Annotated in this window: 26 protein-coding genes; 15 read left to right on the top strand and 11 right to left on the bottom strand. The window is 70.7% G+C overall.

Going from position 1 to position 24,636, the window contains the following annotated elements; translation table 11 throughout:
- Positions 1 to 36: 36 nt before the first annotated feature.
- Positions 37 to 1,059 (bottom strand): ABC transporter substrate-binding protein, encoded by a 1,023-nt coding sequence (locus tag ACOPJ3_RS02555; RefSeq protein ID WP_427870266.1) that lies wholly within the window; start codon positions 1,057 to 1,059, stop codon positions 37 to 39.
- A 455-nt stretch (positions 1,060 to 1,514) separates the two neighbouring features.
- On the opposite strand from ACOPJ3_RS02555, the gene ACOPJ3_RS02550 reads away from it, so the two are divergent.
- On the top strand, positions 1,515 to 2,165 hold the full coding sequence (locus ACOPJ3_RS02550) for an Lrp/AsnC family transcriptional regulator (RefSeq protein ID WP_427870265.1): 651 nt from the start codon (positions 1,515 to 1,517) through the stop codon (positions 2,163 to 2,165).
- Positions 2,166 to 2,198: 33 nt separating this feature from the next.
- Here ACOPJ3_RS02550 and ACOPJ3_RS02545 read toward each other — a convergent pair whose 3' ends face one another.
- Entirely contained in the window at positions 2,199 to 2,756 is a 558-nt protein-coding gene (locus ACOPJ3_RS02545) for a YbhB/YbcL family Raf kinase inhibitor-like protein (RefSeq protein ID WP_427870264.1), read from the bottom strand.
- A 153-nt stretch (positions 2,757 to 2,909) separates the two neighbouring features.
- Between ACOPJ3_RS02545 and ACOPJ3_RS02540 the strand changes: the two genes are divergently transcribed.
- Complete coding sequence (locus ACOPJ3_RS02540; RefSeq protein ID WP_427870263.1) at positions 2,910 to 3,683, top strand: FadR/GntR family transcriptional regulator; 774 nt, start codon at positions 2,910 to 2,912, stop codon at positions 3,681 to 3,683.
- A gap of 33 nt (positions 3,684 to 3,716) precedes the next feature.
- Here the strand turns inward: ACOPJ3_RS02540 and ACOPJ3_RS02535 are convergent, their stop codons facing one another.
- Positions 3,717 to 4,577 carry a MerR family transcriptional regulator gene (locus ACOPJ3_RS02535; protein ID WP_427870262.1) on the bottom strand — a complete coding sequence of 287 codons (861 nt, stop codon included), beginning with the start codon at positions 4,575 to 4,577 and terminating at the stop codon, positions 3,717 to 3,719.
- A 136-nt stretch (positions 4,578 to 4,713) separates the two neighbouring features.
- On the opposite strand from ACOPJ3_RS02535, the gene ACOPJ3_RS02530 reads away from it, so the two are divergent.
- Positions 4,714 to 5,682, top strand: a complete 969-nt coding sequence (locus tag ACOPJ3_RS02530; RefSeq protein ID WP_427870261.1) for a rhodanese-related sulfurtransferase — start codon at positions 4,714 to 4,716, stop codon at positions 5,680 to 5,682.
- An 85-nt stretch (positions 5,683 to 5,767) separates the two neighbouring features.
- Positions 5,768 to 6,817, top strand: a complete 1,050-nt coding sequence (locus ACOPJ3_RS02525; RefSeq protein ID WP_427870260.1) for a hypothetical protein — start codon at positions 5,768 to 5,770, stop codon at positions 6,815 to 6,817.
- 207 nt (positions 6,818 to 7,024) lie between these two features.
- On the opposite strand, the gene ACOPJ3_RS02520 is transcribed toward ACOPJ3_RS02525, so the two are convergent.
- On the bottom strand, positions 7,025 to 8,521 hold the full coding sequence (locus ACOPJ3_RS02520; protein WP_427870259.1) for a CoA transferase: 1,497 nt from the start codon (positions 8,519 to 8,521) through the stop codon (positions 7,025 to 7,027).
- 349 nt (positions 8,522 to 8,870) lie between these two features.
- Positions 8,871 to 10,856 (bottom strand): M13 family metallopeptidase, encoded by a 1,986-nt coding sequence (locus ACOPJ3_RS02515; protein ID WP_427870258.1) that lies wholly within the window; start codon positions 10,854 to 10,856, stop codon positions 8,871 to 8,873.
- A 104-nt stretch (positions 10,857 to 10,960) separates the two neighbouring features.
- On the opposite strand from ACOPJ3_RS02515, the gene ACOPJ3_RS02510 reads away from it, so the two are divergent.
- The 4 genes from ACOPJ3_RS02510 (at position 10,961) to ACOPJ3_RS02495 (ending at position 15,060) form a co-directional block, all read left to right on the top strand.
- Positions 10,961 to 12,286 carry an MATE family efflux transporter gene (locus ACOPJ3_RS02510; RefSeq protein WP_427871161.1) on the top strand — a complete coding sequence of 442 codons (1,326 nt, stop codon included), beginning with the start codon at positions 10,961 to 10,963 and terminating at the stop codon, positions 12,284 to 12,286.
- 133 nt (positions 12,287 to 12,419) lie between these two features.
- The gene (locus ACOPJ3_RS02505) at positions 12,420 to 13,760 is read left to right on the top strand and encodes an MFS transporter (protein ID WP_427870257.1); all 1,341 of its coding nucleotides are present in this window, start codon (positions 12,420 to 12,422) and stop codon (positions 13,758 to 13,760) included.
- A 35-nt stretch (positions 13,761 to 13,795) separates the two neighbouring features.
- The gene (gene nucS, locus ACOPJ3_RS02500) at positions 13,796 to 14,488 is read left to right on the top strand and encodes an endonuclease NucS (RefSeq protein WP_427870256.1); all 693 of its coding nucleotides are present in this window, start codon (positions 13,796 to 13,798) and stop codon (positions 14,486 to 14,488) included.
- Between the two features lie 404 nt (positions 14,489 to 14,892).
- Entirely contained in the window at positions 14,893 to 15,060 is a 168-nt protein-coding gene (locus ACOPJ3_RS02495) for a hypothetical protein (protein WP_427870255.1), read from the top strand.
- Positions 15,061 to 15,146: 86 nt separating this feature from the next.
- Here ACOPJ3_RS02495 and lepB read toward each other — a convergent pair whose 3' ends face one another.
- Entirely contained in the window at positions 15,147 to 15,680 is a 534-nt protein-coding gene (gene lepB / locus ACOPJ3_RS02490) for a signal peptidase I (RefSeq protein ID WP_427870254.1), read from the bottom strand.
- Positions 15,681 to 16,041: 361 nt separating this feature from the next.
- On the opposite strand from lepB, the gene ACOPJ3_RS02485 reads away from it, so the two are divergent.
- On the top strand, positions 16,042 to 16,200 hold the full coding sequence (locus ACOPJ3_RS02485; protein ID WP_427870253.1) for a hypothetical protein: 159 nt from the start codon (positions 16,042 to 16,044) through the stop codon (positions 16,198 to 16,200).
- Positions 16,201 to 16,258: 58 nt separating this feature from the next.
- Here ACOPJ3_RS02485 and ACOPJ3_RS02480 read toward each other — a convergent pair whose 3' ends face one another.
- Both ACOPJ3_RS02480 and ACOPJ3_RS02475 read right to left on the bottom strand, forming a co-directional pair.
- Positions 16,259 to 17,032: a TerC family protein gene (locus ACOPJ3_RS02480; protein ID WP_427870252.1), complete on the bottom strand. Its 774-nt coding sequence runs from the start codon at positions 17,030 to 17,032 to the stop codon at positions 16,259 to 16,261.
- A 90-nt stretch (positions 17,033 to 17,122) separates the two neighbouring features.
- Complete coding sequence (locus ACOPJ3_RS02475) at positions 17,123 to 17,362, bottom strand: hypothetical protein (RefSeq protein WP_427870251.1); 240 nt, start codon at positions 17,360 to 17,362, stop codon at positions 17,123 to 17,125.
- Between the two features lie 146 nt (positions 17,363 to 17,508).
- Between ACOPJ3_RS02475 and ACOPJ3_RS02470 the strand changes: the two genes are divergently transcribed.
- Positions 17,509 to 19,062: a carboxylesterase/lipase family protein gene (locus ACOPJ3_RS02470; RefSeq protein ID WP_427870250.1), complete on the top strand. Its 1,554-nt coding sequence runs from the start codon at positions 17,509 to 17,511 to the stop codon at positions 19,060 to 19,062.
- 237 nt (positions 19,063 to 19,299) lie between these two features.
- Positions 19,300 to 20,403 (top strand): fatty acid desaturase family protein, encoded by a 1,104-nt coding sequence (locus tag ACOPJ3_RS02465; protein ID WP_427870249.1) that lies wholly within the window; start codon positions 19,300 to 19,302, stop codon positions 20,401 to 20,403.
- Positions 20,404 to 20,409: 6 nt separating this feature from the next.
- Here ACOPJ3_RS02465 and ACOPJ3_RS02460 read toward each other — a convergent pair whose 3' ends face one another.
- Positions 20,410 to 20,985 (bottom strand): TetR family transcriptional regulator, encoded by a 576-nt coding sequence (locus tag ACOPJ3_RS02460; protein WP_427870248.1) that lies wholly within the window; start codon positions 20,983 to 20,985, stop codon positions 20,410 to 20,412.
- Between the two features lie 93 nt (positions 20,986 to 21,078).
- Here ACOPJ3_RS02460 and ACOPJ3_RS02455 point away from each other — a divergent pair, with 93 nt between their 5' ends.
- The 4 genes from ACOPJ3_RS02455 to ACOPJ3_RS02440 are packed head-to-tail and all read left to right on the top strand — an operon-like array spanning position 21,079 to position 23,574.
- Entirely contained in the window at positions 21,079 to 21,741 is a 663-nt protein-coding gene (locus ACOPJ3_RS02455) for a biotin transporter BioY (RefSeq protein ID WP_427870247.1), read from the top strand.
- Positions 21,742 to 21,758: 17 nt separating this feature from the next.
- A complete protein-coding gene (locus tag ACOPJ3_RS02450; protein WP_427870246.1) occupies positions 21,759 to 22,478 on the top strand; it encodes an energy-coupling factor ABC transporter ATP-binding protein in 720 nt (239 codons plus the stop codon).
- Positions 22,475 to 23,089 carry a CbiQ family ECF transporter T component gene (locus ACOPJ3_RS02445; protein ID WP_427870245.1) on the top strand — a complete coding sequence of 205 codons (615 nt, stop codon included), beginning with the start codon at positions 22,475 to 22,477 and terminating at the stop codon, positions 23,087 to 23,089. The genes ACOPJ3_RS02450 and ACOPJ3_RS02445 overlap by 4 nt, the downstream gene beginning before the upstream one ends.
- Before the next feature lie 26 nt (positions 23,090 to 23,115).
- Entirely contained in the window at positions 23,116 to 23,574 is a 459-nt protein-coding gene (locus tag ACOPJ3_RS02440; RefSeq protein WP_427870244.1) for an SseB family protein, read from the top strand.
- A gap of 35 nt (positions 23,575 to 23,609) precedes the next feature.
- Here the strand turns inward: ACOPJ3_RS02440 and ACOPJ3_RS02435 are convergent, their stop codons facing one another.
- Both ACOPJ3_RS02435 and ACOPJ3_RS02430 read right to left on the bottom strand, forming a co-directional pair.
- On the bottom strand, positions 23,610 to 24,197 hold the full coding sequence (locus ACOPJ3_RS02435) for an HdeD family acid-resistance protein (protein WP_427870243.1): 588 nt from the start codon (positions 24,195 to 24,197) through the stop codon (positions 23,610 to 23,612).
- A gap of 243 nt (positions 24,198 to 24,440) precedes the next feature.
- The gene (locus tag ACOPJ3_RS02430; protein ID WP_427870242.1) at positions 24,441 to 24,635 is read right to left on the bottom strand and encodes a tautomerase family protein; all 195 of its coding nucleotides are present in this window, start codon (positions 24,633 to 24,635) and stop codon (positions 24,441 to 24,443) included.
- Position 24,636: the final 1 nt, after the last annotated feature.

The following is a 24,636-nucleotide window of genomic DNA, read 5'->3' as shown; positions in this document are numbered from 1 at the left end:
TCCTATTCGGTAGTGAGGATCAGTCGATTACTCGGCTTACTCGACGGTCTCGGCCTTGTCGAGGATCTCCTTCGGGATCTCGACGCCCATGCGCTTCGCGGCATCGGGGTTCACGACGTATGCAAACTCCTTGGAGAACTCGACGGGCATCTCGGCCGGATCGGCGCCGTCCTGCAGGATCTTGATCGCCATCTCGCCGGTCTGCTTGCCGAGCTCCGTGTAGTCGATGCCGAGCGTCGCGATTGCGCCGCCCTTGACGGTGCCCGACTCGGCGCCGATCACGGGGATCTGCTTGTCCTCGGCGACCTGCACAAGTGAGGAGATGCCCGAAACGACCATGTTGTCGGTCGGCACGTAGATCGCGTCGACGTCGCCGAGCGCCTCGGTGGCCTGCGCGATGTCGTTGGCCGTGGTGACGGTCTTCGTGACGATCTCGATGCCGAGCCCCTTGGCCGCGTCCTGCGCCGCCTTGACCTGGACCTCAGAGTTGACCTCGCCCGATGCGTAGACGATGCCGACCTTCTTGGCGTCGGGCACGATCTGCTGGATCATCTTGAGCTGGTCCTCGAGCGGCGCCATGTCGCTCGTGCCGGTGATGTTGCCGCCCGGCTTCTCGTTCGAGTCGACCAGCTTCGCCGCAACCGCGTCGGTGACGGCGGTGAAGAGAATCGGCTTGTCGGTGATTGCCTGCGCGGCGGCCTGCGCGGCAGGCGTCGCGACGGCGAGCACGAGGTCGTTGTCGGAGGTTGCAAAGTTCTGGGCAATGGTGACGGCAACCGCCTGCTCGTTGTTGGCGTTCTGCACGTCGAACTCGACCGTCTTGCCCTCCTCATAGCCCGCGTCGATGAAGGCCTGCTTGAAGCCGTCGGTGGCGGCGTCGAGCGCGGGGTGCTGGACCAGCTGGCTGATCCCGACCTTCACGCTCTTGAGGCCGGCGCCGTCGCCGCCCTCGTTTCCCGAGCCGGTGTCTGACGAGCTGCAGCCCGCGAGCGTGAGTGCGGCGGCCGCGGCGACGCCGACGATGGCGAGTGCGCGGCGGCGGAACGGAGTCTGTCGCATGTGTATCGGATCCTTAGTAAGAGGTACCGCCGCGACAGTGCCACGGCGAACTCGGAAATCGGCGCGAAAAAGCGCCGATTCCAAAATGGTAGACCGCGGTGACCGACTTCGCACAAACAGGGCGCTGCTTCGTGATCGAGACGTTGTGCTCAGACGCCCGCCCGTCGGTGGGAGAGAGTCAGGTCGGCGATGGGACAACGCCGTCCGGGTGTCGAGCGTAGGCGACCCCTCAATCGCCTGCCAACATTCGGGGTGATTTTCTGCACAGCACTGCCACCAGGGCTTCGCAGCCGCACGCGATTGTGTACAGCTTGCACGGTCTCACCCTCGCTCAACCCATAGCTGAGGCACAGAGTCCTCGGCATTCGGTACAGGGCCGCCCCGCTTCGCGGTTTGCGAGGATAGCCTGTTCGCGAATTCAGTCGACAGCTTGTTCACGGGGATCGAGGAGGATCATGAGCATCGACCAGTTAGACGTCCAACTCATCACGCTCATCAGCGAGCACACGGGCATCTCGGTGGTCGAGTGCGCGCGGAGACTCGGCGTCGCACGCGCGACCGCGCAGGGCCGTCTCGACCGACTCCGACGCAGCGGAGTCATCGCGTCCGAGGCCCCGACGATCGACCCGGAGGCCCTCGGCTTCCCGCTCAGGACCTTCTGCACGCTGCAGATCCGGCAGTCGATCGGGCATCACCGCGTCGCCGATGGCCTTGCGCGGATCCCGGAGATCGTCGACCTGCACACCATCACGGGTGACTACGACATGATCGCGACGATCGTGTCTCGCTCGACCCGCGACATGCAGCGCGTGCTCGACCTCGTGTCGAACACGGAGGGCGTCGCCCGCGTCTCGACGCGGCTCGCACTCGAGAGCCACCTCGAAAACCGAACCCTTCCTCTCGTGCGCACCTGCGCACCTGGACACGTGGGCTCCGCGGGTCCGCCAGGCGCCCCCGGAGCCGGTGCTGTGCCTGGCGCCGCCGCGCAGAACCCGCGGCCACGAACGGCGCCCGGATCCGGATCCAGGCCCGCCGCGAAGCAGACCGCCTCGAGCGCGAGCACCGGCACCGCGCGGATCCCGGTGCGCGGAAAGCGGCCGTGTTGACCCAGGAACGCGAGTACCGCCCGCGGTGACTGGCTAGGCCGCGCCGCCGAATTCGCCGGTCGCGACGATGATCGCGCGCGCAAGCACGGCCTCGCGCATCATGAAGCCCATGACCGCTGGCGTCGCCTGCGGATCAACCTCGACGCGCTCAACATCAAGGGCGTGCACCACGAACCAGTAGTGATGCACCCCGGTGCCCTCGGGCGGCGCAGCCCCCGTGAACGCGGGCTCGCGAGCCTCGTTCGGCATCATGGTCGCACCCGCCGGGAGGCCCGCTCCACCGAGTGCCCCGGCGTCCGGCCCGAGCTCAGTCACGGTCGCGGGGATGTTCGCGACCGCCCAGTGCCAGAATCCCGATCCCGTCGGCGCATCCGGGTCGAAGCAGGTCACGGCGAAGCTCTTCGTCCCCTCGGGGAATCCCGACCACGCGAGCTGCGGTGAGCGGTTCGATCCGCCCGCCGCCTCGGCGTAGACCTCCGCCGGCAGCGGCTCGCCGTCTTGAATCTCCGTGCTGGTCAGAGTGAAACTCGGCACGGCGCGCATCCCCGCATACGGGTTGATGGCGCCCCTGCCCGGATTTGGCTGTGTCATGGTTTCCCTCGCTTCTGATTCGCCCGCTCTCAGCCTATGGCCAGGGGCCTCATGTGGCCAGGCGTTCGGGGCCAAAGCGCTCGCTATACTGGGAATCCGGGCTGCGCGCCTGCACATTTTGTGCTGTCTGCGCACGACGAACGAAGGGCGATCATGGCAACGACGACAGGGTCTGAGCGGGCGAGAACCACGCTCGCGTACCTGCGCCGCAAGATCACTTCCGGTGACTGGCCGGTCGGCAGCCGGATCCCCATCGAGCCCGAGCTCGCGGAGGCGACCGGTGTCGGCCGCTCGACGATCCGCGAGGCCGTGCGCTCGCTCGCGAGCGTCGGCATGCTCGAGACGCTCCCCGGGCGTGGCACGTTCGTGCGCGCGGCGGCGCCGACGAGCGCGATGCTCAACGAGTTCCTGAGCGCGTTCACGCTCGAGGAGATCCTGAGCTACCGCCGCGCCCTCGAGGTCGAGGCCGCCCAGCAGGCCGCCATGCACCGCACCGACGAGGACGTGGCGTCGCTCGAGCGCGCCGCATCCGAGGAGATCGGCTGCACCCGCTGCCCCGTGCTCGGCTTCGCCGACGGCGAGGACTCGGCGTTCGACAGCCGCTTTCACCGTCTCATCTTCGATTCCGCGAAGAATCGCCTGCTCGCGTCGCTCTACGACGGCATCAACGCGCAGCTGCGCACGCCCGAGCACCGCGGCCGCCTCGCGAACGTCGCCACCGGAACCGAGATGGAGCGGGATCACGCCCGCGTGCTCGACGCGATCCGCCGCAAAGACTTCATCGACTCCGTGCACGCGATGGTCGACCACGTCGACCACGACGTGGTGATCGTGAACGAGCAGCACGAGGTCGTGCCGCCCCTCACGCGCACCGCCGAGCAGCAGCAGCGCATCGACGACGCGCGCGAGGCCCAGGCCAGGGCGTAGTTTCGCGGGTTCGCGGCGCCGCGCGACTCGCGGCTACGCGAGTTCGCGGGCCACGTACGCCCTGAGTGCGTCCCGCACGAACTTCGCGCCCTCCACGCCGCCATAGTTCGCGGCGAAGCGCTCGTCGGCGACGTACATCTCGCCGAGCCCGAGCACGTAACCCGCGAGGCCTGCGCCCCCGGCGCCCCGTGCGCCCTTGGCCGCAGAGGCCGCCGCAGCCGCCGGCGTGCCCGGGACCGCACGCAGCCACTCGACGTGGCGCGCGGCGAGCCGCTGCGCCTCCTCGGACGCGGGATCGATCCCCGCCCCGGCCGCCGACGCCCAGTCGGCGCCGAGCCGCGCGGCGGCCGCCTTCCAGTCGGCGCGGCCGTCCTCGCCCAGGCCCGTCCACCAGTCGTCGCTCTTCGCGTAGGCCTCTGCGCCCCAGCGCCGCTCCACCTCCTCGCGGTGCTCCGTGTGGTCGAAGCCGTCAAACATCTTCTCTGCCATCAGTTCTTTCCTCTCGTTGTTCCGGGTGCCGGCGGGCCCACGCCCGCCGCCAGGCTGCAGCGCCGCGATCGTGTGTTCCACGGATGCGATCTGGGCCTCGATCCGGAGCCGCTCGCGTCGCAGGAGCTCCAGATGCTGGCTCAGGATCTCGGCCTCGCCGCCGCTTCCCTCCGCCCCGCTCCGCTCGTCCTGGGCGCTGAGCACCTCGGCGATCGCGTCGAGCCCGAGCCCGAGTTCCCGGAGCAGCAGGATGCGCTGCAGCCGGATGAGGGCGCGGTCGTCGTAGAAGCGGTAGCCGTTGTGGCCGATCCGGCTCGGTTTCAGGATGCCGACCGCGTCGTAGTGTCTCAGCGTGCGCGAGGTCGTTCCCGCGACGCGGGCGACCTCGGTGATCGCGAGTTCCATCGGCCTGCTCCTCTCCATTCCTGTCCATTCCTGCGGGGGTGCGGCGCGCGAATCGCGCCGACACCCTCACGATAGAAGTTGACGTTACGTCAAGGTCAAGCGGTACGCGATCCGGTGCCGCGCGTACCATGGACGGGTGAGCGAGCCCAAGATCCTGCTGTATTACGTCTTCGCGCCGGTCGCCGACCCCGAGGCCGTGCGGCTGTGGCAGCGCGAGCTGTGCGAGTCGCTCGGGCTGCGCGGCCGGATCATCATCTCGAAGCACGGCATCAACGGGACCGTCGGCGGCGAGCTCGACGCCTGCAAGCAGTACCTGCGGCGCGCGCGCGAGTACGGCCCGTTCGCCGGGCTCGAAGCGAAGTGGAGCGACGGCACAGGATTCATCGCGAGCGAGCCCGAGCTGCTGCACGGCATCGACCGGCGCGCCCCGTGGCAGCGGCTCGCCGACTTCCCGAAGCTCAGCGTGAAGGTGCGCGATGAGCTCGTCGCGTTCGGGATCCCGGACGAACTCCAGGTCGACGCGCACGGCGTCGTCGGCGGCGGCGAGCACCTGTCGCCCGCGGCCGTGAACGAACTCGTCGCCTCGCGCGGCGACGACGTCGTCTTCTTCGACGGCCGCAACGCGTGGGAGGCCGAGATCGGGCGCTTCCGCGGCGCCGTCGTACCGGACACCCGCACGACGCACGACTTCATCAGGCAGATCGAGAGCGGCGCGTTCGACGAGCTGAAGCACCGCCCCGTCGTGACCTACTGCACGGGCGGGATCCGCTGCGAGATCCTGTCCGCGGCCATGCGCACGCGCGGCTTCGACGAGGTCTACCAGATCGACGGAGGGATCGTGCGCTACGGCGAGGCCTTCGGCAACGACGGGCTGTGGGAGGGATCCCTCGCCGTGTTCGACGGCCGCGAGGCGATGGACTTTGCGCCGGGCGCCGCCGTGATCGGCCGCTGCGGCGTTTGCGGCGAGCCCTCGAATGTCGTCGCGAACTGCGCAGACGCCTCGTGCCGGGCCCGCTTCGTCGCGTGTGCCTCGCACGCCGGCGCGAGCGAGTGCGGCGCGCACGCCGCCGAGAGCGCGCGGGCGGCCGCCGTTACCGGGGCGTAACCGCTTCCCCTGCCGCTTCCCAGCTTCGCTTCGCGCACAGTGAACATGCGTGACCTGGCACCCATCCCGACTTAGCATTCTGCCCATGGACCAGGGATATTTTCCGCAGCACCCCGAGCAGGCCTCCGGGCAGTCGGCGCAGCCTGCGGGGCAGTCGGCCGGGCAGGCCCCGCAGCCAGCGCGACCCTCCGGGGTGACGACTCGCGCGACGGTCAAGGCCGTCGAGAAGGCGCTCGATCGCGTCCTCGCGGTGCAAGAACCGCTCGTACTCGCTCACCTCAGGCGCGCGAGCTCCAAGCGGCCGGATGCTACGCCCGCGGAACTCGTGCGCATGCTCGAGCGCCGATTCCTCGCGACCGTGACGGTCGGCGGCGGGGCGGTCGGCGCAGCCGCCGCGATCCCGGGCGTCGGCACCGCGACCTCCCTCGCGCTCTCGGGCGCGGAGACCATCGGATTCGTGGAGGCCTCGGCGCTGTTCGCGCACTCGGTCTCGGAGGTGCACGGCATCTCGCGCCTCGATCCGGAGCGCTCGCAGTCGCTCGTGCTCGCCATGATGCTCGGGGAGGAGGGTGTTTCCCTGCTCAAGCAGGTTTCCGGGCAGGTGATGGGCGGCGCGACGCGCGGCGCCTTCTGGGGCGAGCTCGTGACCTCGTCGCTGCCGCGCCAGGCGGTCGGCCCGCTCCTCGACCGGCTGCGCGCGAGCTTCCTCAAGCGGCTCGCGCAGACGGGCACCGCCTCCGTGATCGGCAAGGCGGTCCCCTACGGCGTGGGTGCCGTCATCGGCGGTACGGGAAACCACCTGCTCGGCCGCGGCGTCGTGAAGTCGTCGCGCCGCGCCTTCGGGCCCGCCCCGCTGATCCTGCCGGAGCACCTGCAGCTGCCGGTCGACGGCCGCGGGGGTGGCGCGCCCAGGAAGCGCCTGCTGCTCCCCGGCCGCAAGAATCGTGCGCAGGATCAGGATCTCCTGGCCGAGGCGCCGGTCCACCCCGAGACCCTCCTGCTCCAGCCGGGCCAGCCCCCGGTGGCGTACGCGCCGCCCGTGTACGCGGCGCCGCCTGCCGAGGCCCCGCCGCGCTACGCGCCGCCCCGCTACGCACCGCCGGTCTACCCGCCCCACCAGGACTCCGCCGCCTGACCCGGATTGTTGTTAGCGATTTCGGGTCAATTGAGGCGCTATTCGAGCCGAAATCGCTAACAACGCGGTGCCCGTTGCGGGAGTGCGGGCGCGCGGCACGCGCGAGGGGCTGCGGCGCGCGCTCCCTCCGAGATCTGCACTCGTTCTGTCGAATGTGCGCGCTTTCGTAGGAACGAGCGCAGAATGCGGAGCGAGCGCCGCGCGCGCTCAGCGCGGCAGCCACTCCGGGTCGTCGGCGCCGAACTCTCGTCCCGACCAGGGCCCCGGATCCCCGCGCCACTCGGGCACGTACGCCTCCCCCACGATCGCGAGCTCACCCCAGGCGCTCGGTACACTCGCCGGCGGCGCGTCGAGCGCCGAATCCAGAGCCGGATCCGGAACCCGAGCCTGATCTGCGGATTCACTTGGCAACCCCGCCTCGAGCAGCGCCCGCGCCACCCCCTCGAGCGACACCTCGACGAACGCGGCCGGCGCCGGCTCGCGCAGCCGCGCGATCACCCCGGCAGCGAGGAGCGTTCCGCCCGCGTGGTCGAGCGCCTGCGCCGGCAGTCGCCCTGGCGCCGCAGCCCCGGCGCCCCCAGCACCGGCGCCCGCAGCCCCGGCACCCGCCGCCGCAGTCCCCGCCGGACCGGCCTCCGCGAGCGCGATCCCGCTCGCGACCTGGACCAGGCTGTCGAACCCGCGCCGCTCGGCCCACGCGCCGCCCCCGCCGGGCGACCACGCGCGCACGCGTCCGAGCACGAGCGACGGGTGCGACTCCGCCAGCTGCTCGGGCTCGAGACCGAACGCCGCGAGTGCCCCCGGCCGCGATCCCGTGACGACCACGTCGGCCTTGTCAAGCAGCGCGCGCAGGCGAGAAGCCCCGGTCGCGTCGACAAAGTCGAGCAGCGCCGAGCGCTTGCCCCTGCCCGTGTCGAGCCACTGCCAGAGCGGCTCGGGGCGCCTCGGCGAGTCGATGCGCAGCACGTCAGCGCCGAGCCCCGCGAGCGCACGCGTCGCGACCGGGCCGGCGATCACCCGCGTGAGGTCGAGCACTCGGAGACCAGCGAGTGGGGCCGACCCGCGGTCGACCTGCGCGCGGGACCTCCCGGCGAATGAGCGGCCGGATCCGGATCCGGATCCGGCGCTTCGCCCCGCAACCGATCGCACTGCCGCACCCCGCGGCCCCCGTTCAGAGGCCCATTCGTTGGCGGTGCGCGCCGCGACGGCGAGCGCACCGGCCGCGAACGCCCGAGCTTCCACCTCGCGGGCCGGCAGCTCGCGGATCGCACGGCTGAGAGCCTCCCGGTTTCCGGCCTCGAGCGCCAGCAGGAGCGCCTCGGCGTGCCAGGGGTAGTTCGCGTGGGTGCGGATCCAGCCGTCCGACGCCTCAAAAAACCCGGTCAGCGGGCTCCAGACGTCGGGCGGGGCGCCGCCGATGCGGCCGAGCCGGTCGCTGCGGAAGGAGCGCGAGATGCGCGCCGGGTCGAGCTCGATCCGGGCCCCGCTGGCTCCGGATCCGGCGCTCTCGCCCTCGCCTGCCCGCAGCGCGGCGATCGCGAGGGCGAGGGCCCCGACTGCGTCGGCCGCGAGCTCGCCCACCGGCAGCCGCGCCGGCAGCGGGACGGGCCCACCTCCGCGCAGGGAGATCCGCGCGGGATCGGGAGTTTCACTGCCCTCGCCGAGCCCGACGCCGCCGAGGAACTCCGCAATGAATCGCCCCATGCTCACGCCTCCGTCCGCACCCAGTTTCGCGCACGCCTCCGCCCCCGGGAAGAGGTTGTTAGCGATTTCGGTCCGTATGACGCGGGATACGAACCGAAATCGCTAACAACCTCCTGGCGGGCGGCGGTCGCTCCGAGATCTGCGGTCGCTCCGAGATCTGCAATCGCTCAGTCGCGCGGGCCCGGATCGGTGCGAACGAACGCAGATCGCGGAGGGAACGCAGGCCCCGCGGCGGCCCGGCCGCCCGGCCGCCCCGCCCCGGCCCCCCGTTGTTAGCGATTTCGGGGCTTCAGCGCCCCGCGAAGCCCCGAAATCGCTAACAACGACAAACGCGCGGGCGCGCAGGCCGTCACCAGATGCTGACGCGCTCCTCGGGGTCGAGCCACAGGCCGTCGCCCGGCTGCGTGCCGTAGGCCTCGTGGAACGGCGCGAGGTTGCGCAGGATCTGGTTGCAGCGGAACTCGTTCGGCGAGTGCGGGTCAATCGTAAGCAGGCGCTTTGTCTCCTCAGGCCGCGACTTCTGCTGCCAGGCCTGCGCCCACGACAGGAAGAAGCGCTCCGCCCCGCTCAGCCCGTCGATCACGGGCGGCTCCTCTCCGCCGAGCGAGCGCAGGTACGCCTTCCACGCGATCTCGAGCCCCGACAGGTCGCCGATGTTCTCCCCGATCGTGAGCTCGCCGTTGACCTTCTGGCCGTCTGCGCCCTCGGGCGAGAGCGCGTCGTACTGCCCGATCAGCGCCTTCGTGAGCTTCTCGAAGGCGGCGCGGTCCTCCTCGGTCCACCAGTCGGTGAGGCGGCCGTCGCCGTCGTAGCGGGATCCCTGGTCGTCGAAGCCGTGCCCGATCTCGTGGCCGATCACGGCGCCGATGGCGCCGAAGTTCGCGGCCGCGTCCGCGTGCTTGTCGAAGAACGGCGGCTGCAGGATCGCGGCCGGGAACACGATCTCGTTGAAGCCGGGGTTGTAGTAGGCGTTCACGGTCTGCGGCGTCATGAACCACTCGTCGCGGTCGATGGGCTTGCCCACCTTGCCGAGCTCGCGCGCGAACTCGTACTCGGCCACGCGGCGCGAGTTGCCCACGAGGTCGCCCGCGTCGACGGCGAGCGCCGAGTAGTCGCGCCACTTCACGGGGTAGCCGATCTTCGGCGTGAAGCGGTCGAGCTTCTCGAGCGCGCGCTCGCGCGTCTCGGGGCCCATCCAGTCGAGGTTCTGGATCGACGAGCGGTACGCCTCGATGAGGTGCTCGACGAGCCCGTCCATCTCGGACTTCGCCTCCTCGTCGAAGTGCTGCTCGACGTAGAGGCGGCCCACGGCCTCGCCCATCGCTCCCTCGACGAAGGAAACGCCGCGGCGCCAGCGGTCGCGCTGCTCGGGCGCCCCCGTGAGCGCGGTGCCGTAGAACTCGAAGTTCGCCCGCGACAGCTCCTGCGACAGGAGCGCGGCGGATCCGCGCACAAGAGCCCAGGTCAGCCACGCCTTCCAGGACTCGAGCTCGTCCTCGACCAGCAGAGCGGACAGGCCTGCGAGCGCCTCGGGCTGCGCCGCGACGACCTCCGCGAAGGCCGCCTCGGGCGCACCCATGGCGGCGAGGTACGCCGACCAGTCGAGCTCCGGCGTGATCTCGCCGAGCTGCGCGAAGCTGCGGAGGTTGTAGAGCTTCTGGATGTCGCGGCTCGCGACCTTGTCCCAGTGCGTGGCGGCGATCCGGCGCTCGAGCTCGTACGCGAGGCCCGCAAGCCGCTCGGCCTCGTCGCCATCGGCGACGCCCGCCAGCGTCAGCATGCGGGCGATGTGCGCGCGGTACTGATCCCGGATCTCGGCGAACTGCTCCTCGCGGTAGTAGGACTCGTCGGGCAGCCCGATCCCGCCCTGCATCACGAACACGATGTAGCGCGCGGGATCGCCGGGGTCGTTGTCGACGAACATGCCGTAGAAGCCGCCGAGTCCCTCGCGCTCGAGGCGGGCGACGAGGGCGACGAGTTCCGGGATCGACGCGACCGCGGCGACCTGCGCGAGGTCGTCGGCGATGGGCGTCGCGCCGAGGGCGTCTGCCCGCTCAGTGTCCATGAAGCTCGCGTAGAGCGCCGCGACCTTGTCCGCCTCCGACTCCGCTGCGGCGCCTGCTGCGGGGGCGTCGGTGCCCGTGATGATGTCGCGCACGGCCTCCTCCGCGTTCTCGGCGAGCACGGCGAAGGAGCCGTACCTCGCCTTGTCCGAGGGGATCTCGGTGCGGTCGATCCAGCGGCCGTTGACGTGCCTGAACAGGTCGTCTTGCGGGCGGATCGCCGGGTCGAGTTCGTCGATTTCGATGCCGGAGACGGGCGCTGCGTTGCTCATGGAACCAGCCTAGCCCCGTCAATGTCCGAGGCTCCGGATAGCGTTGAGTTGTGAGCATCCCACCAGGAACGGAATCGGCGCCGGCCGGCGGCAAGCCCGAGAGCCTGCGCGCCGAGCGGCGCCGCGTCGACGGGCGGATCGCGGCCCTCGCGATCCCGGCCCTCGGCGCGCTCGTCGCCGAGCCGCTCTTCCTCGTGGTCGACTCGGCGCTCGTCGGGCACCTCGGTGCGACGCCGCTCGCGGGGCTCGCGGTCGCGAGCGCGATCCTGCAGACCGCCGTCGGCCTCATGATCTTCCTCGCGTACTCGACGACGCCGCTCGTCGCGCGCAGGCGCGGCGCGGGCGACCTGCGGGGCGCGGTGCAGGCGGGAATTGACGGCCTGTGGCTCGCGCTCGGGATCGGGATCGTCGTCGGGGCCGCGCTCTGGGGCCTGTCCACGCCGCTCGTCACGGCGTTCGGCGCCGCGCCGGACGCGGCGGAGCAGGCGCTTGCCTACCTCACCGTGTCATGCCTCGGCCTGCCCGCGATGCTCATCGTGTTCGCGGCGAGCGGCCTGCTGCGCGGGCTCCAAGACACGCGCACACCGCTCTACGTCGCGACGATCGGCTTCGCGCTGAACGCGCTGCTCAACTGGTGGTTCATCTACGGCCTCGGGCTCGGGATCGCGGGCAGCGCGTGGGGCACGGTCGTGGCGCAGTGGAGCATGGTCGTCGTCTACGTGATCGTGGTCTCGGTGCACGCGCGGCGCGCGGGCGCCGGCTTGCTCCCGCACCTCGACGGCCTCGCGCACGCCGGCCGCAGCGGCGGCTGGCTCTTCATCCGCACGCTCGGCCTGCGGGCCGCGCTGCTCGTGACCGTGTTCGCCGCGACGAGCCATGGCACGGAGGCGACCGCCGGCTATCAGGTGGTCTTCACCGTGTTCTCGACCGCGGCCTTCGCGCTCGACGCGCTCGCGATCGCCGCCCAGGCCTTGGTGGGCGACGCGCTCGGGGCTGGCGACGCGCGCCGCGCGCACCTCGTGGTGCGCCGCACGGTGTTCTGGGGCGTGGGCTTCGGCGTGGTCATCGGGGCGGCGCTCGCGCTCTCGAGCCCGGTGCTCGGCAGGGTGTTCACCTCCGACGAGGCGGTGCTCGGGATCCTGCCGCCCGCGATTCTCGTGCTCGGGATCTCGCTGCCGCTCGGCGGCCTCGTCTTCGTGCTCGACGGCGTGCTCATGGGCGCGGGAGACGCTCGCTACCTGGCGTGGACGAGCATGGTGAACCTCGCGGTCTACGTGCCCGTGCTGTGGGCGCTCACCGTGGTCGTGCCCTCGGGCACCGCGGCGCTCGTCGCGCTCACTGCTGGCTTCACGATCGTGTTCATGCTGGCGCGCGCCGTCACGCTCGGGATCCGGGCGCGCGGCGACCGTTGGGTGCGGCTCGGCGCATAACACCAGCGCAGGAAGGAGGCCCAGCTCGGGGCCTGGATCCGGCGCGGTTCTCGGAGCGACCCCTGGGGGCGAGCGCGCAGTCGTTCGGATCCGGGGCCCCCAACTGGACCCCCGGTTCCCCTAGACTCGTCTGATGATCTCGAGCTCCCGACCATCCCCCGCGGGGGCACGGTTTGCGAGCCGGTGGACAGGCAGCATCCTCCTCGTCTTCGGCCTCCTGGGCCTCGGCTTCGGCACGTGGCTCGGCCGCATCCCCGCGGTGCGCGACCACCTGGGCGCGAGCACGCTCGAGATGAGCATCTTCGGCCTCGTGCTCGCGCTCGGCTCCGTCACGGGCCTCGTGTTCTCGGGGCGCACCGTGTCGCACTTCGGGCCGGCCCGCACCCTCGCCTACGGCGTGATCGGGCAGGCGTTCGCGATGACCGGCGCGGGCCTCCTCTTCTGGTACCACCTCCCGGTCCCAGCGGTGATCTGCCTTGCGGTGTTCGGGGTCATGTTCAGCACCTCCGACGTCGCGATGAACGTGAGCGGGGCGGGCGCCGAGCGCGCCCTCGGGCGGCCGCGCATGCCGCTCTTCCACGCCGCCTACAGCACGGGAAGCGTCAGCGCGATGGGGCTCGGTGCGGCGGCCGAGACGCTCCGGATCCCGGTCCCGCTGCACTTCGGCGCCGTCTACGTGCTCATCGCAGCCGGCGTCATTCTCGCGCTCAAGAACGTGCCGGACTCCGCGAGCGCGGAGCCGGATCCGGAGCCGCACCTCAGCGTGCACACGGGCCCAATTGAGATCCCGTCGGCCGAGGAGCGGGCGCGGATCGCGGCCGCGGCGGCGCGGGAGGCGGCGGCCGCGAGCGCGCGCCCGTACTCCCCGTGGCGCGACCCGCGCATCCTGCTCATCGGCCTGATTGCGATGAGCATGAGCCTCGCGGAGGGCACCGCGAGCGACTGGCTGCCGCTCGCGCTCGCCGACGGCCGCAGCTTCGCGAACGAGACGGCGACGCTCACGCTCGGCGCGTTCTTCGTCTCCATGACGCTCACCCGCGTCGCCGGATCCTGGCTGCTCGCGCGGCTCGGCCGGGTGCTCGTGCTGCGCGGCGGCGCCGTTCTCGTGATCGCGGGCGTCGCCATCACGATCCTCGCCCCCGGCTCATGGACCGCGGTGGCGGGCGCGATCCTGTGGGGCGTGGGCTGCGCGTTCGGCTTCCCGGTCGGGATCTCGGCCGCGGCTGACAACCCCCGGACGGCGATCCGGGACGTCGCTGCGGTCTCCGCGATCGCCTACACGGCGTTCCTGCTCGGGCCGATGATCATCGGCTTCCTCGGCGAGCACCTGGGCCTCCTGCGCGCGTTCTGGCCGATCGTCGGGTTCGCGGTGCTCGTGCTCGTCTTCGCGGGCACGGCGCGGGAGCCGGATCCGGATCCGGATCCGGAATCTGCGCCGGATCCTGAGCCGCGCCCGGCCGCACCGGCCGACTGAGCGTCTGCCCGGCTCGTGCCGGTACACTCGTGCGGGTGCGAATCGTTGTTGCTGACTGCTCTGTCGACTATGCGGGGCGCCTCTCCGCGCACCTTCCGCGCGCGAAGCGCGTGCTCATGCTGAAGAGCGACGGCAGCATCCTCGTCCACTCGGACGGCGGATCGTACAAGCCGCTGAACTGGATGAGCCCGCCGTGCGCGCTCGCCCCGCTCGAGCCCGACGAGGAGCAGATCGAGGCCGGCATCGTCGAGCTCTGGCAGGTGACGCACGCAAAGACGGCGGATCGCCTGATCGTCTCGGTGTTCGAGATCTTCCACGACTCGTCGCACGACCTGGGCGTCGACCCCGGCCTCATCAAGGACGGCGTCGAGGCCCACCTCCAGGAGCTCCTCGCCGACCAGATCGAGCTCGCGGGCGAGGGCCACAAGCTCGTGCGCCGCGAATACATGACGGCGATCGGCCCGGTCGACATCCTGGCGCGCGACGCGTCGGGCGCCTCCGTCGCGATCGAGATCAAGCGCAGGGGCGGCGTCGACGGCGTCGAGCAGCTCACCCGCTACCTCGAGCTCATGAACCGCGACCCCCTCCTCGCGCCCGTGACCGGGATCTTCGCGGCCCAGGAGATCAAGCCGCAGGCCCGCACGCTCGCCGAGGACCGCGGGATCCGCTGCCTCCTCCTTGACTACGACGCGATGCGCGGCATGGAGGATCAGAACACGCTGTTCTGAGAAATCCGGCAGACCAGCCTCCCCCAACCCCTGATCTCGCCCCGCTCCCGCAGAACGAGTAAGAATCGAGCGATACGCCTTAACCGCTAGAGGCCCACGGCAAGAGTGTTGGCAGATTCATAGCCTCTGTGGGCAGTACAGCAAATGGCGCGAACCGCCGCTCAGTTCTGCGCCCACGCACTAGCACCGGAGGAACAAGCGCGCTGCGCGGGGTGTACGGATGAAGCAGGATGCCTGGAGGGCCAGCGCACGTGATCCATGGGTTGCGTGCCGCGGCTCGAGCTCGGATCCTCGCTGGGTTCTTGAAACGTGAACTGAGGCTCCAACGAACTCGAACCACCCCGCCCACGCATTCCCCCTCAAGGGGGAAGCAGCCAGAAAACCGACCCTGTAACGTCTCAATCATGGATCAGGCACCGAAGACTCAACCCAACTGGTGGGCCGGGCTGATTGCGTTTGGGTTTCTCCTGCCCATCGGCACGATCTCCTTCGACAACTTCACGTCCGCGATGATTCTCGCGCTGGTCGGCGCAGCAGCGGGTACCTTGCTGTTCCCGAGGCGAGCTGAATAGGCACGCAGCTCACACGCGGCGGGGCAGCACAAAGTGGTGACCTCCCGATTCGGCGGACGCTCCTCCCTCGCCGCCTCGACCCACCCTCACAACCACCCAACTCGCTCGAGCGGCCAGGTGCGCATGAAGGCGCGGCCCACGACGTCGCGCTCCGCGACGAAGCCGCCGCTCGGAAGGCTCCGGTGCGAGCGGGAGTCCGCGCTGTTACCGCGGTTGTCGCCCAGCACCCAGAGGGAGCCCTCCGGCACGGTCACGTCGTACGCGACGTCCGGTGTGGATCCGGGCACCTCCGACCTGAGCAAGTAGTCCTCCGCGAGCGGGACGCCGTTGACGAGGACCCGTCGCTGCGCGTCGCAGCACACGACCCGGTCGCCGCCCTTGCCGACGACCCGCTTGACCAGGAAGTCGAGCCCCTCCTCCGGCAGGAGGCCGACGCCCTGGAGCGCTCCAGCGACCAGCCCGGGCCGATCCGGCTGCGGCGAACCAAGCTCGCCGCCCGAGTGCTCGACCCAGCCGGCCGTGTCCCGGAACACGACGATGTCGCCGCGTTCGATGGGGACCAGCGCCGGCACGAGCCGGTTCACCAGGATCCGGTCGTCAATCTCGAGCGTGCTCGCCATCGAGGGTGAGGGGATGAAGAAACTGCGAACAGGTAGCTGCGCGCCAGGAAGGAGATCACCAGCGCGCACGCGACGGTGAGGAGGCCCGCAAGGACACCCCTAAGCACCGACCTCCACCCAATGTGCTGCCGACTGCTCTCTCGCATCGCATTCGGTCCCTTGCTCGCGCCATTCGGACGAGTCCGCGTGTACCGACTGCCCGCCCCTCCAGGGTGGACTCTCCCCGGCTGGATCGCCATCACCGCTCTCCCAACCAAGGCACGCGGCGCACCGGCGTCGACGACGCGGAACGCGCGTCCCGCGACACGAACCACCGATCGCGCCCTGGACCTTTCCGTTCCTTTACGTCTACTATCCAATTATGAACGGAATTTTTATAGCAATCATTGTGATCGCCATCATCCTGGCGCTGGTGGGTGGCTTCGTCAAGGCCGTCAACTTCCTGCTCTGGGTGGGGCTCGTCCTCCTCATCGTCGCGGTCATCGCCTGGCTGCTCAGGAGTATCCGGAGCAATAAGTAACGAAACACCGACAGTGCCCCGCCGCCGACTATTGCGTCTGCGGCGGGGCACTGTTGCGTTAGCGGGAGGCCTCAGGCGTTGGATCGGCGGCAGCCTCCGTCAGCGTTCGCCGCTTCGCGGCCCGCCCCTGGGCGACGAGGTTCAGGGTCTCGACGAGCACCGCGAACGCCATCGGGCCGTAGATGAGGGCCTTGTCGATCTTGACGCCGAAGCCCTCCGCGATCAGGAACACCGCGATGAGCAGGAGGAACGACAGCGCCAGCATCTTGACGGTCGGATGCCGGTTCACGAACTGGAAGATCGTGGCCGACGCGAAGAGCATGATCGTGAACGAGATGAGCACGGCCGCGATGATCACGATCATGTTCGAGGTCATGCCGACGGCGGTGATGACCGAGTCGAGCGAGAAGACGAGGTCAAGGGCGAGGATCTGCATGATCACGGCGCCAAACGTCGCGGCGACGGCGCCGGGCTTCGCCATCTCCTCGTCGTGGCCCTCGAACTTGTGGTGGATCTCCTGAATGGCCTTGAACAGCAGGAACAGGCCGCCCGCGATCAGGATGAGGTCCTTGACGGAGAAGCCGAACTCGCCGAGGTGGAAGAAGTCCTCATTCAGGGTGATGATCCAGCCCGCGAAGAAGATCAGCACGATGCGCATGAGCATCGCGAGCGTGAGCCCGAGCTTGCGGGCCTTCGACTGCTGATGCTTCGGCAGTTTGCCCGCGAGGATCGAGATGAAGATCACGTTGTCGACGCCGAGCACCACCTCGAGGAGGAACAGCGCGAGAAAGACGGCGATGAGGTCAGGGGAGAGGGATAAATCGAACTCCATGTATCGACGCTACGGCATTCATCTGCTGTTCCCAGCGTCTGCCCAGCGGACTAGAGGCGGATCAACAGCCGCCTGGTGCTGAGGGGTCGCCTACTTACCGACCGAGGAGAAGCCGAGCGCGATGGCAACGCCGATTGCCGGGCCGAGCGCCAGCCAGACACCGACGTTCTCCGTCAGCGTGCCGATCGCGCCGCCGATCACGATACCTGCGATCAGGCCATACGTCAGCCACATCGCTCGCGGGCTGCGCTCCCCGAGCTCCTCATCCGAGAGGGGCGTCCCGTCCTCGTCGACCGGGATCTCATCCTCGGGTTTCTCTTCCCTCTCCATGGCGCCAGTCTAGGCGGGGCCTCTCGGAAAGGGCATCCCTGATTGGGAGGCCGCGCCTCCCGAGATGCGGCGGTCCACCAGTAGATTGAGTCCAGCGGTCAACAGGGCCGCGTCCCACCGAAGCCGTTGCCGCCAGAGGAGTCGCAATGACCATTCCCGTCGTGCAGATCTCGAGCGGCCGCCTCGCGGGTGTCGCGCGGGCGGGCGACCACGCCTATCTCGGCGTGCCGTTCGCCGAGCCGCCAGTCGGCGCGCTCCGCTTCGCGCCGCCGCGGCTGGCCGAGCCCTGGGAGGGCACGCGGCCGGCGACGAGCTTCGGCGCCACCCCGCTCCGGATCGAGGCCCCCGGCCTCATCCCCGAGCCCGCGATCCCCGGCGACTCGACCCTCAACGTCAACGTCTTCACCCCTGATCCGAGCCCCGATGCGCGGCTCCCCGCGCTCGTCTGGATCCACGGTGGCGGCTACACGGGCGGATCCCCCGCGAGCCCCTGGTACGACGGCGCGGCCTTCTCGCGGGCCGGGATCGTGACGGTCGTCATCTCCTACCGGCTCGGCTTCGACGGCTTCGGTGCGATCCCCGGCGGGCCGTGCAACCTCGCGGTGCAGGACTGGCTGCTCGCGCTCGAGTGGGTGCAGCGCAACATCGCGGCCTTCGGCGGCGACCCGGGCCGGGTCACGCTGGGCGGGCAGTCCGCGGGTGCTGGCGCGGTGCTCACGTTGCTCGGGATGCCCCGCGCGAGCGGGCTGTTCCGCGCCGCGTGGGCGAGCTCGCCCGTGCTCCCCGTCCGCACCAGGGACGACGCCGAGGCGACCGCGCTGCGTCTCGCGAGGCGGCTCGGGATCGCGGCCGGAGCCGGGTCGGCAGCCGGGCCTGGATCCGGATCCGGCGCCGGGCTCACTGCTGCGCTCGCCGCGCTCCCCGAGGCGCGCGTCCTCGCCGAACAGGGCGCCGCGGCGCGGGCGCACGGCCTCTCGCTCTCCGGCCGTATCGAGCGCGAGCCCGCCTTCAGCCCGATCGTCGACGGCGAGCTCGTCCCCGAGCCGACGCTCGCGGCGCTCGGCCGCGGCGTTGGCGCCGATATTCCCGTCGTGATCGGGTCGAACGACCACGAGATCGTGTTCCCGGACGGCCCGCTCCTCTCCCTCGTGCGGCACGCGCCGTCACGCCTCGTGCTGCGCGCCACGGGGGTGAGCGGCGAGGCGCTGCAGGAGTACGCCTCCGCGCAGGCGAGCGCGGGCGTCGCAGACGGCAAAGCCGCGCTCGAGCAGGAGATCTCGGACCGGGTGTTTCGGCGGAATGTGGTGCGGGTCGCCGAGGCGAGGCGTGCGGCTCCGGATCCGGAACGGGATCCCGATCCGGATCCCGGCCCGCGCCCCGAGGCGGCGCCGACTCGCGCGTACCGTTTCGCGTGGCCGTCCCCCACGAAGGGCGCGGCGATCCACTGCCTCGACGTGCCCTTCCTCTGGAATGTGCTGGATCATCAGGACGTTCCGGCCCTCGCGGGCGAGCGGCCGCCGCGGGAACTCGCCGACGCCCTGCACGGGGCCGTCGTCGCCCACGTGCTCGGGGATCCCGCGCCGTGGCCCGCGTGGGATGGGACGCGGCGCAGGGTCGCCGTGCTCGGCGGCGCCGCGGGGACCGTGGCGGTGCAGGACGACGGCTACGCGTCCCTCGCGGCGCTCGTTCCTGAGGGTTAGGTGCGAGTTGGGGGCTTCCGTCGCTCCGAGATCTGCCGTCGTTCGCACGAAAGCGCCCCATTTCTTGCGAACGAGCGCAGTTTACGGAGCGAGCGTCGCGGCCGCGGCCGCCGCCCGCCCCGCTACATGCCGCACCGGTCGGCTCCGCCCGATATGGTGAGGGCAGCGATCGGCAATGGCCTTTGGCTGAGATGAGCCTCCTACTCGCTGGCTCTCGAAGAAACCAGGTGCCGCGCAATGACTGCAACACCCGTACTCACCCGCAACGGGCTCGGCCCGCTCCGCCCCACGCGGGCACGCGCCGGTGATTTCCCCCCGATCGCGAAGGCGTTCGTGCGCGTCTCCCAGGAGGTCCGCGACGCGGGGCTCTTCCGCCGGGCGCCGCTCTTCTACCTGCTCGTCGGGATCGCGATCGCGGTCGCGTTCGGGGGCGTCGTCACGGGCTTCATTCTGCTCGGCGACAGCTGGCTCCAGCTCCTCATGGCAGGCGCCCTCGGGATCGTCTTCACCCAGATCGCCTTCCTCGCGCACGAGGCCGCGCACCGCCAGATCCTCGCCTCCGGCCCGGCCAACGATCGGCTCGCGCGCGTGCTCATCGGGATCGTCGGCGTGAGCTACGGCTGGTGGGACTCGAAGCACACGAGGCACCACGCGAACCCGAATCGCGTCGGCAAGGATCCCGACATCGAGGTCGACACGATCTCCTTCGTCGAGGAGGACGCCGCCGAGGCCCGCGGGCTCCGCCGCGCGATCACCCGCAGGCAGGGGTGGCTGTTCTTCCCGCTGCTGTCGCTCGAGGGGGTGAACCTGCACGCCCACAGCGCAAGGTACCTCGCGAGCCGCGAACCCGTGAAGCACCGTTGGACCGAGATCGGGCTCATCGCTGCCCGCTTCGCACTCCTGCTCACGCCGCTCTTCCTCGTGCTTCCGCTCGGGATGGCGTTCGCGTTCCTCGGCGTGCAGCTCGGGGTGTTCGGGATCTACATGGGCGCATCGTTCGCGCCGAACCACAAGGGCATGCCGATCATCGCGCACGACGCCAAGCTCGACTTCTTCACGAAGCAGGTGCGCACGTCGCGCAACATTCGCGGCGGCTGGTGGGCGACCTGGCTCATGGGCGGGCTCAACTACCAGGTCGAGCACCACCTCTTCCCGAGCATGGCCCGCCCGCACCTCGCGCGCGCCCGCCGGATCGTGCGGGAGCACTGCCGCGCGCTCGACGTGCCGTACACGGAGGTGTCGCTGCTGCGCTCCTACGCCATCGTGATCGAGTACCTGAACCGCGTCGGGCTCGCCGCCCGGGACCCCTTCGAGTGCCCGATCAGCGCCCAGTACCGGTAGCGGCGGTCACCGCCCGAGCCCGGCGAGGATGATCCCGAGCCCGCGGGCGAACGACGCGTCGAGGTCCTGATCCGGCGCCGGATCGGCACCCAGCTCGGCTGCCGGGTTTGCGCCGGGATCCGCGCCGGGATCCTGCGCCTGATCGGCACCGGGCACGAGCGCGCCGAGCGCCGCGGCCTGCCGGTGCATCTGCGTGGCCTGGGCCTGGCCGAAGGTGTAGAGCAGGAGGGTGCGGGCGCCGTCGGCGCCCACGAGGTCCGCGAGCCGGCGCTCGACCGCGGAGGCGCCGAGCCGGAAGGCGGCGGCCGTCGCGACGACCTCGGCGCCGTCTCTCACGGCGAGCATCGCGGTGCGAAGCTCGAGGCAGATCATGCCCGGATTGTCGAGCGTGCGGCCGACGCCGTGCACGATCTCGTCCGCCATCAGGGCAAGCAGCGTCTGCTTGTTGGGCACGTGGTGGTAGAGGGCGCTCGGCTGCACGTCGAGCTCCGAGGCGACCCTGCGCATCGAGCAGTTCTCGAGGCCGTGGGCGTCGAGCACGCGCAGCGCCGCATCGACCACGTCGGCGAGGCTGTTGCGCATTCCCCCACCCTACCGCTAACCTGAACACCGTTCACCAGAACACCGTTCAGGTTGGCGCGATCCCGCGCCTCACCCATCCCCCCAGGAGACGACGTGACCACCACCGACGCAGCGAGCGCCTCGACGCCCGCCCCCGGCCCCGCCCGCGCGCGCAAGCGCAGCGCGGCGACCGATATCGCCCTCATCGCGAGCTTCGCCGCCCTCATCGCCGCGTGCGCCCTCCTCCCCGCGATCAGCGTCGGCGGCGCCGTGCCCATCACGTTGCAGACCTTCGCCGTCATGCTCACGGGCGCCGTGCTCGGCGCGCGCCGCGGTTTCCTCGCCGTGCTCCTCTACCTCGCGGTCGGCGCGATCGGCCTGCCCGTCTTCTCGGGCGGCGCGGCCGGCCTCGCCCCCTTCGCCGGGCCGTCGGTCGGCTACCTCGTCGCCTTCCCGCTCGCCGCCGCCGCGACTGGCTTCTTCGTCGAGCGCCTCCCCCGGCGCCGGATCGCGACGAGCATCCCGCTCGTATTCCTCGCGGGCCTCGCCGCGAGCTTCATCTTCATCCACCCGCTCGGGATCCTCGGCATGGCCTGGCGCGCGGACCTCACGATCCCGCAGGCCTTCATCGCCGACCTCGCCTTCTGGCCGGGCGACGTCATCAAGAACATCCTGATGGCGCTCGTCGCGACGGCCGTGCACCGCGCCTTCCCGGCGCTGCTGCCCGCGCGCCGCGCCCGGGGTGCCGAGGCAGCCGCCGAGCAGCCCTCCGCCTGAGACAGCTGGACCCCCGAATGATCGAGTTCCGCAGCGCAAGCGTCGTCGTCCCTGATGGGGACGGCCACGCGACGATCCTGCAGCCCACCACGCTGCGGCTCGCCGAGCGCCGGATCTCGGTCATCGGCGGCAACGGTTCGGGCAAGTCGACGCTCGCGCGGCTCATCAACGGGCTCGTCGAGCCCGCCGCGGGGGCCGTGCAGATCACCCCGCATCCCGCGGGCAGACCCCTCGACACCGCCCGCGACGGCGCCGCCGTGCGCCGCGCGGTCGGCTTCGTCTTCACCGACCCGGCGGCGCAGCTCATCATGCCGACCGTCGCCGAGGACGTCGCCCTCTCCCTCCGCCGTTCGCACCGCGACAAGCGCGAGCGGCACGCGGCCGCGCTCGCCGTGCTCGAGCGCTTCGGGCTCGCGGCGCTCGCCGAGCGCAGCGTGCACGCGCTCTCGGGCGGCCAGAAGCAGCTGCTCGCGATCGCCTCGATCTTGGCCGGCGACCCCGCGATCCTCGTCGCCGACGAGCCCACGACGCTCCTCGACCTCAGGAATGCCCGCATGATCGGGGATCTCCTCTTCTCCCTCCCGCAGCAACTCGTCGTCGTGACGCACGACCTCGAGCTCGCTGCCCGCGCCGACCGCACCCTCGTCGTCGACTCGGGGCGCGTGGTCTTCGACGGCGAACCCGCCGCCGCGATCGCCCACTACCGCGCGCTCGCGGCAGCCCCGGAGCGGACGTGAGCGCGCGGAGCCCGCTCGGCGAATACCGGCCGGGATCCGGACCCCTGCACCGCCTGCGCCCTGGCGCGAAACTCATCGGACTGTTCCTCTTCGCGACCGCCGTCGTCGCGACGCCCGGCCCCATCTGGACCGGGATCCTGCTCGCCGCTGGCCTCGGCCTCGCGATCGCCGCGGGCCTGCGCGGCCGCGACCTCTGGCGCACGCTCCGCGGCTTCATCTTCATCGCGGTGCCGCTCTTCGCGTTCCAGGCCTGGCAGCACGGCTGGGAACGGGGCTTCACGGTCGTCGGCGACCTGCTCGCGCTCATTCTCGCGGCGAGCGCCGTGACGGCGAGCACCGCCGTCGAGGACATGATCGACACGATCTCGTGGGCGCTCCGCCCGCTGCGCCCGCTCGGCGTGCGCCCCGACGGGGTCGCCCTCGCCTTCTCGCTCGTGATCAGATCGATCCCGAACACCATCGCGGTCGCCCGCGAGGCGCAGGCCGCCGCACGGGCGCGCGGACTCGAGCGCAGCCCGCGCGCACGCCTCGTGCCGCTCGTCGTGCGCACCGTCGCGCACGCGCAGCTCACGGGCGAGGCGCTGCAGGCGCGCGGCATCGGCGACGACTGATCCCGGGCCGCAATAGAATCGGGGGCATGAGCGAGCCGCAGATTCCCGACGATATTCACGCCGACTACGTGAACGAGGGAGTGCAGGCGGCGCTCAAGGCCTTCGGCGAAACCCCAGATTACGAGCGCCTTGCCCGGCTCCTGAACGCGATGCGCGAGGGCTACCTCGTCGCCGACGTGACGGGCGCCCCCGGCAAGAAGAAGGGGCACAGGGTGCGCACGATCCGGTCAACGAAGGGCCAGCTCGTGCTGCCGCTCTTCAGCTCGATGGACGAGCTCCGCGCCGTCTCGGCCCCCGAGCGGCGCGGCGAGGTCCGCGGGGCCGTGATGCCGGGCCAGGCGGCGCTCGCCCTCATCGCGAGCGACCGCTTCGTGGCCGCGGAGTTCGACAAGGCGTCGGCCGGGCTCGTGCTGCTGCGCAAGTACGTCTCCCTCGCCGCGGGCACCGACGAGATCACCGCCGAGGTGCTCGAGGGGATGCGGTAGGGGTTTTCGCCCCGGGGCTGTTCCCCGCGTCCGGATCAGCCCGCGGGCGTGAAACGGATTGCCCTGATCGCTTGCACGATACCCATCACGAGCATCGAGGCGCCGAGCAGGATCCAGAGTGTCACCGCGCCGAGAATCGGCGAGAAAATCAGCGTCAGGCCCGCGAGCACGCTCACGATCCCGTAAACGATGCTCCACACCTTGTTCGCGCTCTGGCCCGCGACCGTGAACGAGACGACGGCCTCGATGAGCCACAGCACGCCGATCGTGACCGACAGGAACACGGTGAGTACGACCGCGGTCGCGCCGAGATTCGCCATCATGACCGCGCCGCCCGCGACGTACAGCACGCCGAGCACGATGTGCCCGACGCGCGCCCACCCGCCGAGCACGCGGCTGAAGATCGCCGAGCCGAGGTAGACGACGCCGACCACGAGGGCGTAGGCCGCGGTGATCGCGGCGACGATCTGCATCGTCACGGCGCCAGACTTCTCGGGGAACAGCAGGATCAGGAGCCCGAGCACGACGGCGATGAGCCCGCCGACTCCGAGCACGACCCGGAATCCGTCAGCTGCCGTATGTTGGTGGTTGCCCGCGCCCTGCGCGCTGGTGGTCTCGCTCATGAGATACCCCTCCCCTTCGACTTGCCCTGGCCTCATGTTACCCCGGGGTATTCGGGGCCCGGGCGGCAGGGATTCCGTGGCGCCCACCGAGACCACCGAGTCCACCGAGTCGGTCGAGTGGGCCGGAAGGCCCTCTTCAGCGCAGCGAAAGGGGCCTTCCGGCCCACTCGACCGCGGGAATGGGGCCTTCCGGCCCACTCGACCGCGCGCCAGCAACCCGGGCCAGCGACGGCGCCAGCACCCCTACCGCGTCTCCCCGTTGAAGGTCCACTGCTCGCGGGGCACGCCCTCGACCGTGACCCACGTGTCGGGGCGCTTGCCGTCGGGGCCCGTGCAGTACTCGGCGACGAGCTCGTCGATCGCGACCGCGAGGCGCCTCGCGAGATCCGGATCCTGCTGCAGCCGGTGCTCGAACATCTTGACGTTCACGAGCGGCATC

The sequence above is a fragment of the Leucobacter luti genome (genome assembly GCF_050310065.1).
Taxonomy (GTDB): domain Bacteria; phylum Actinomycetota; class Actinomycetes; order Actinomycetales; family Microbacteriaceae; genus Leucobacter; species Leucobacter luti_B.
This window is presented reverse-complemented; position numbering and strand designations above follow the sequence as displayed.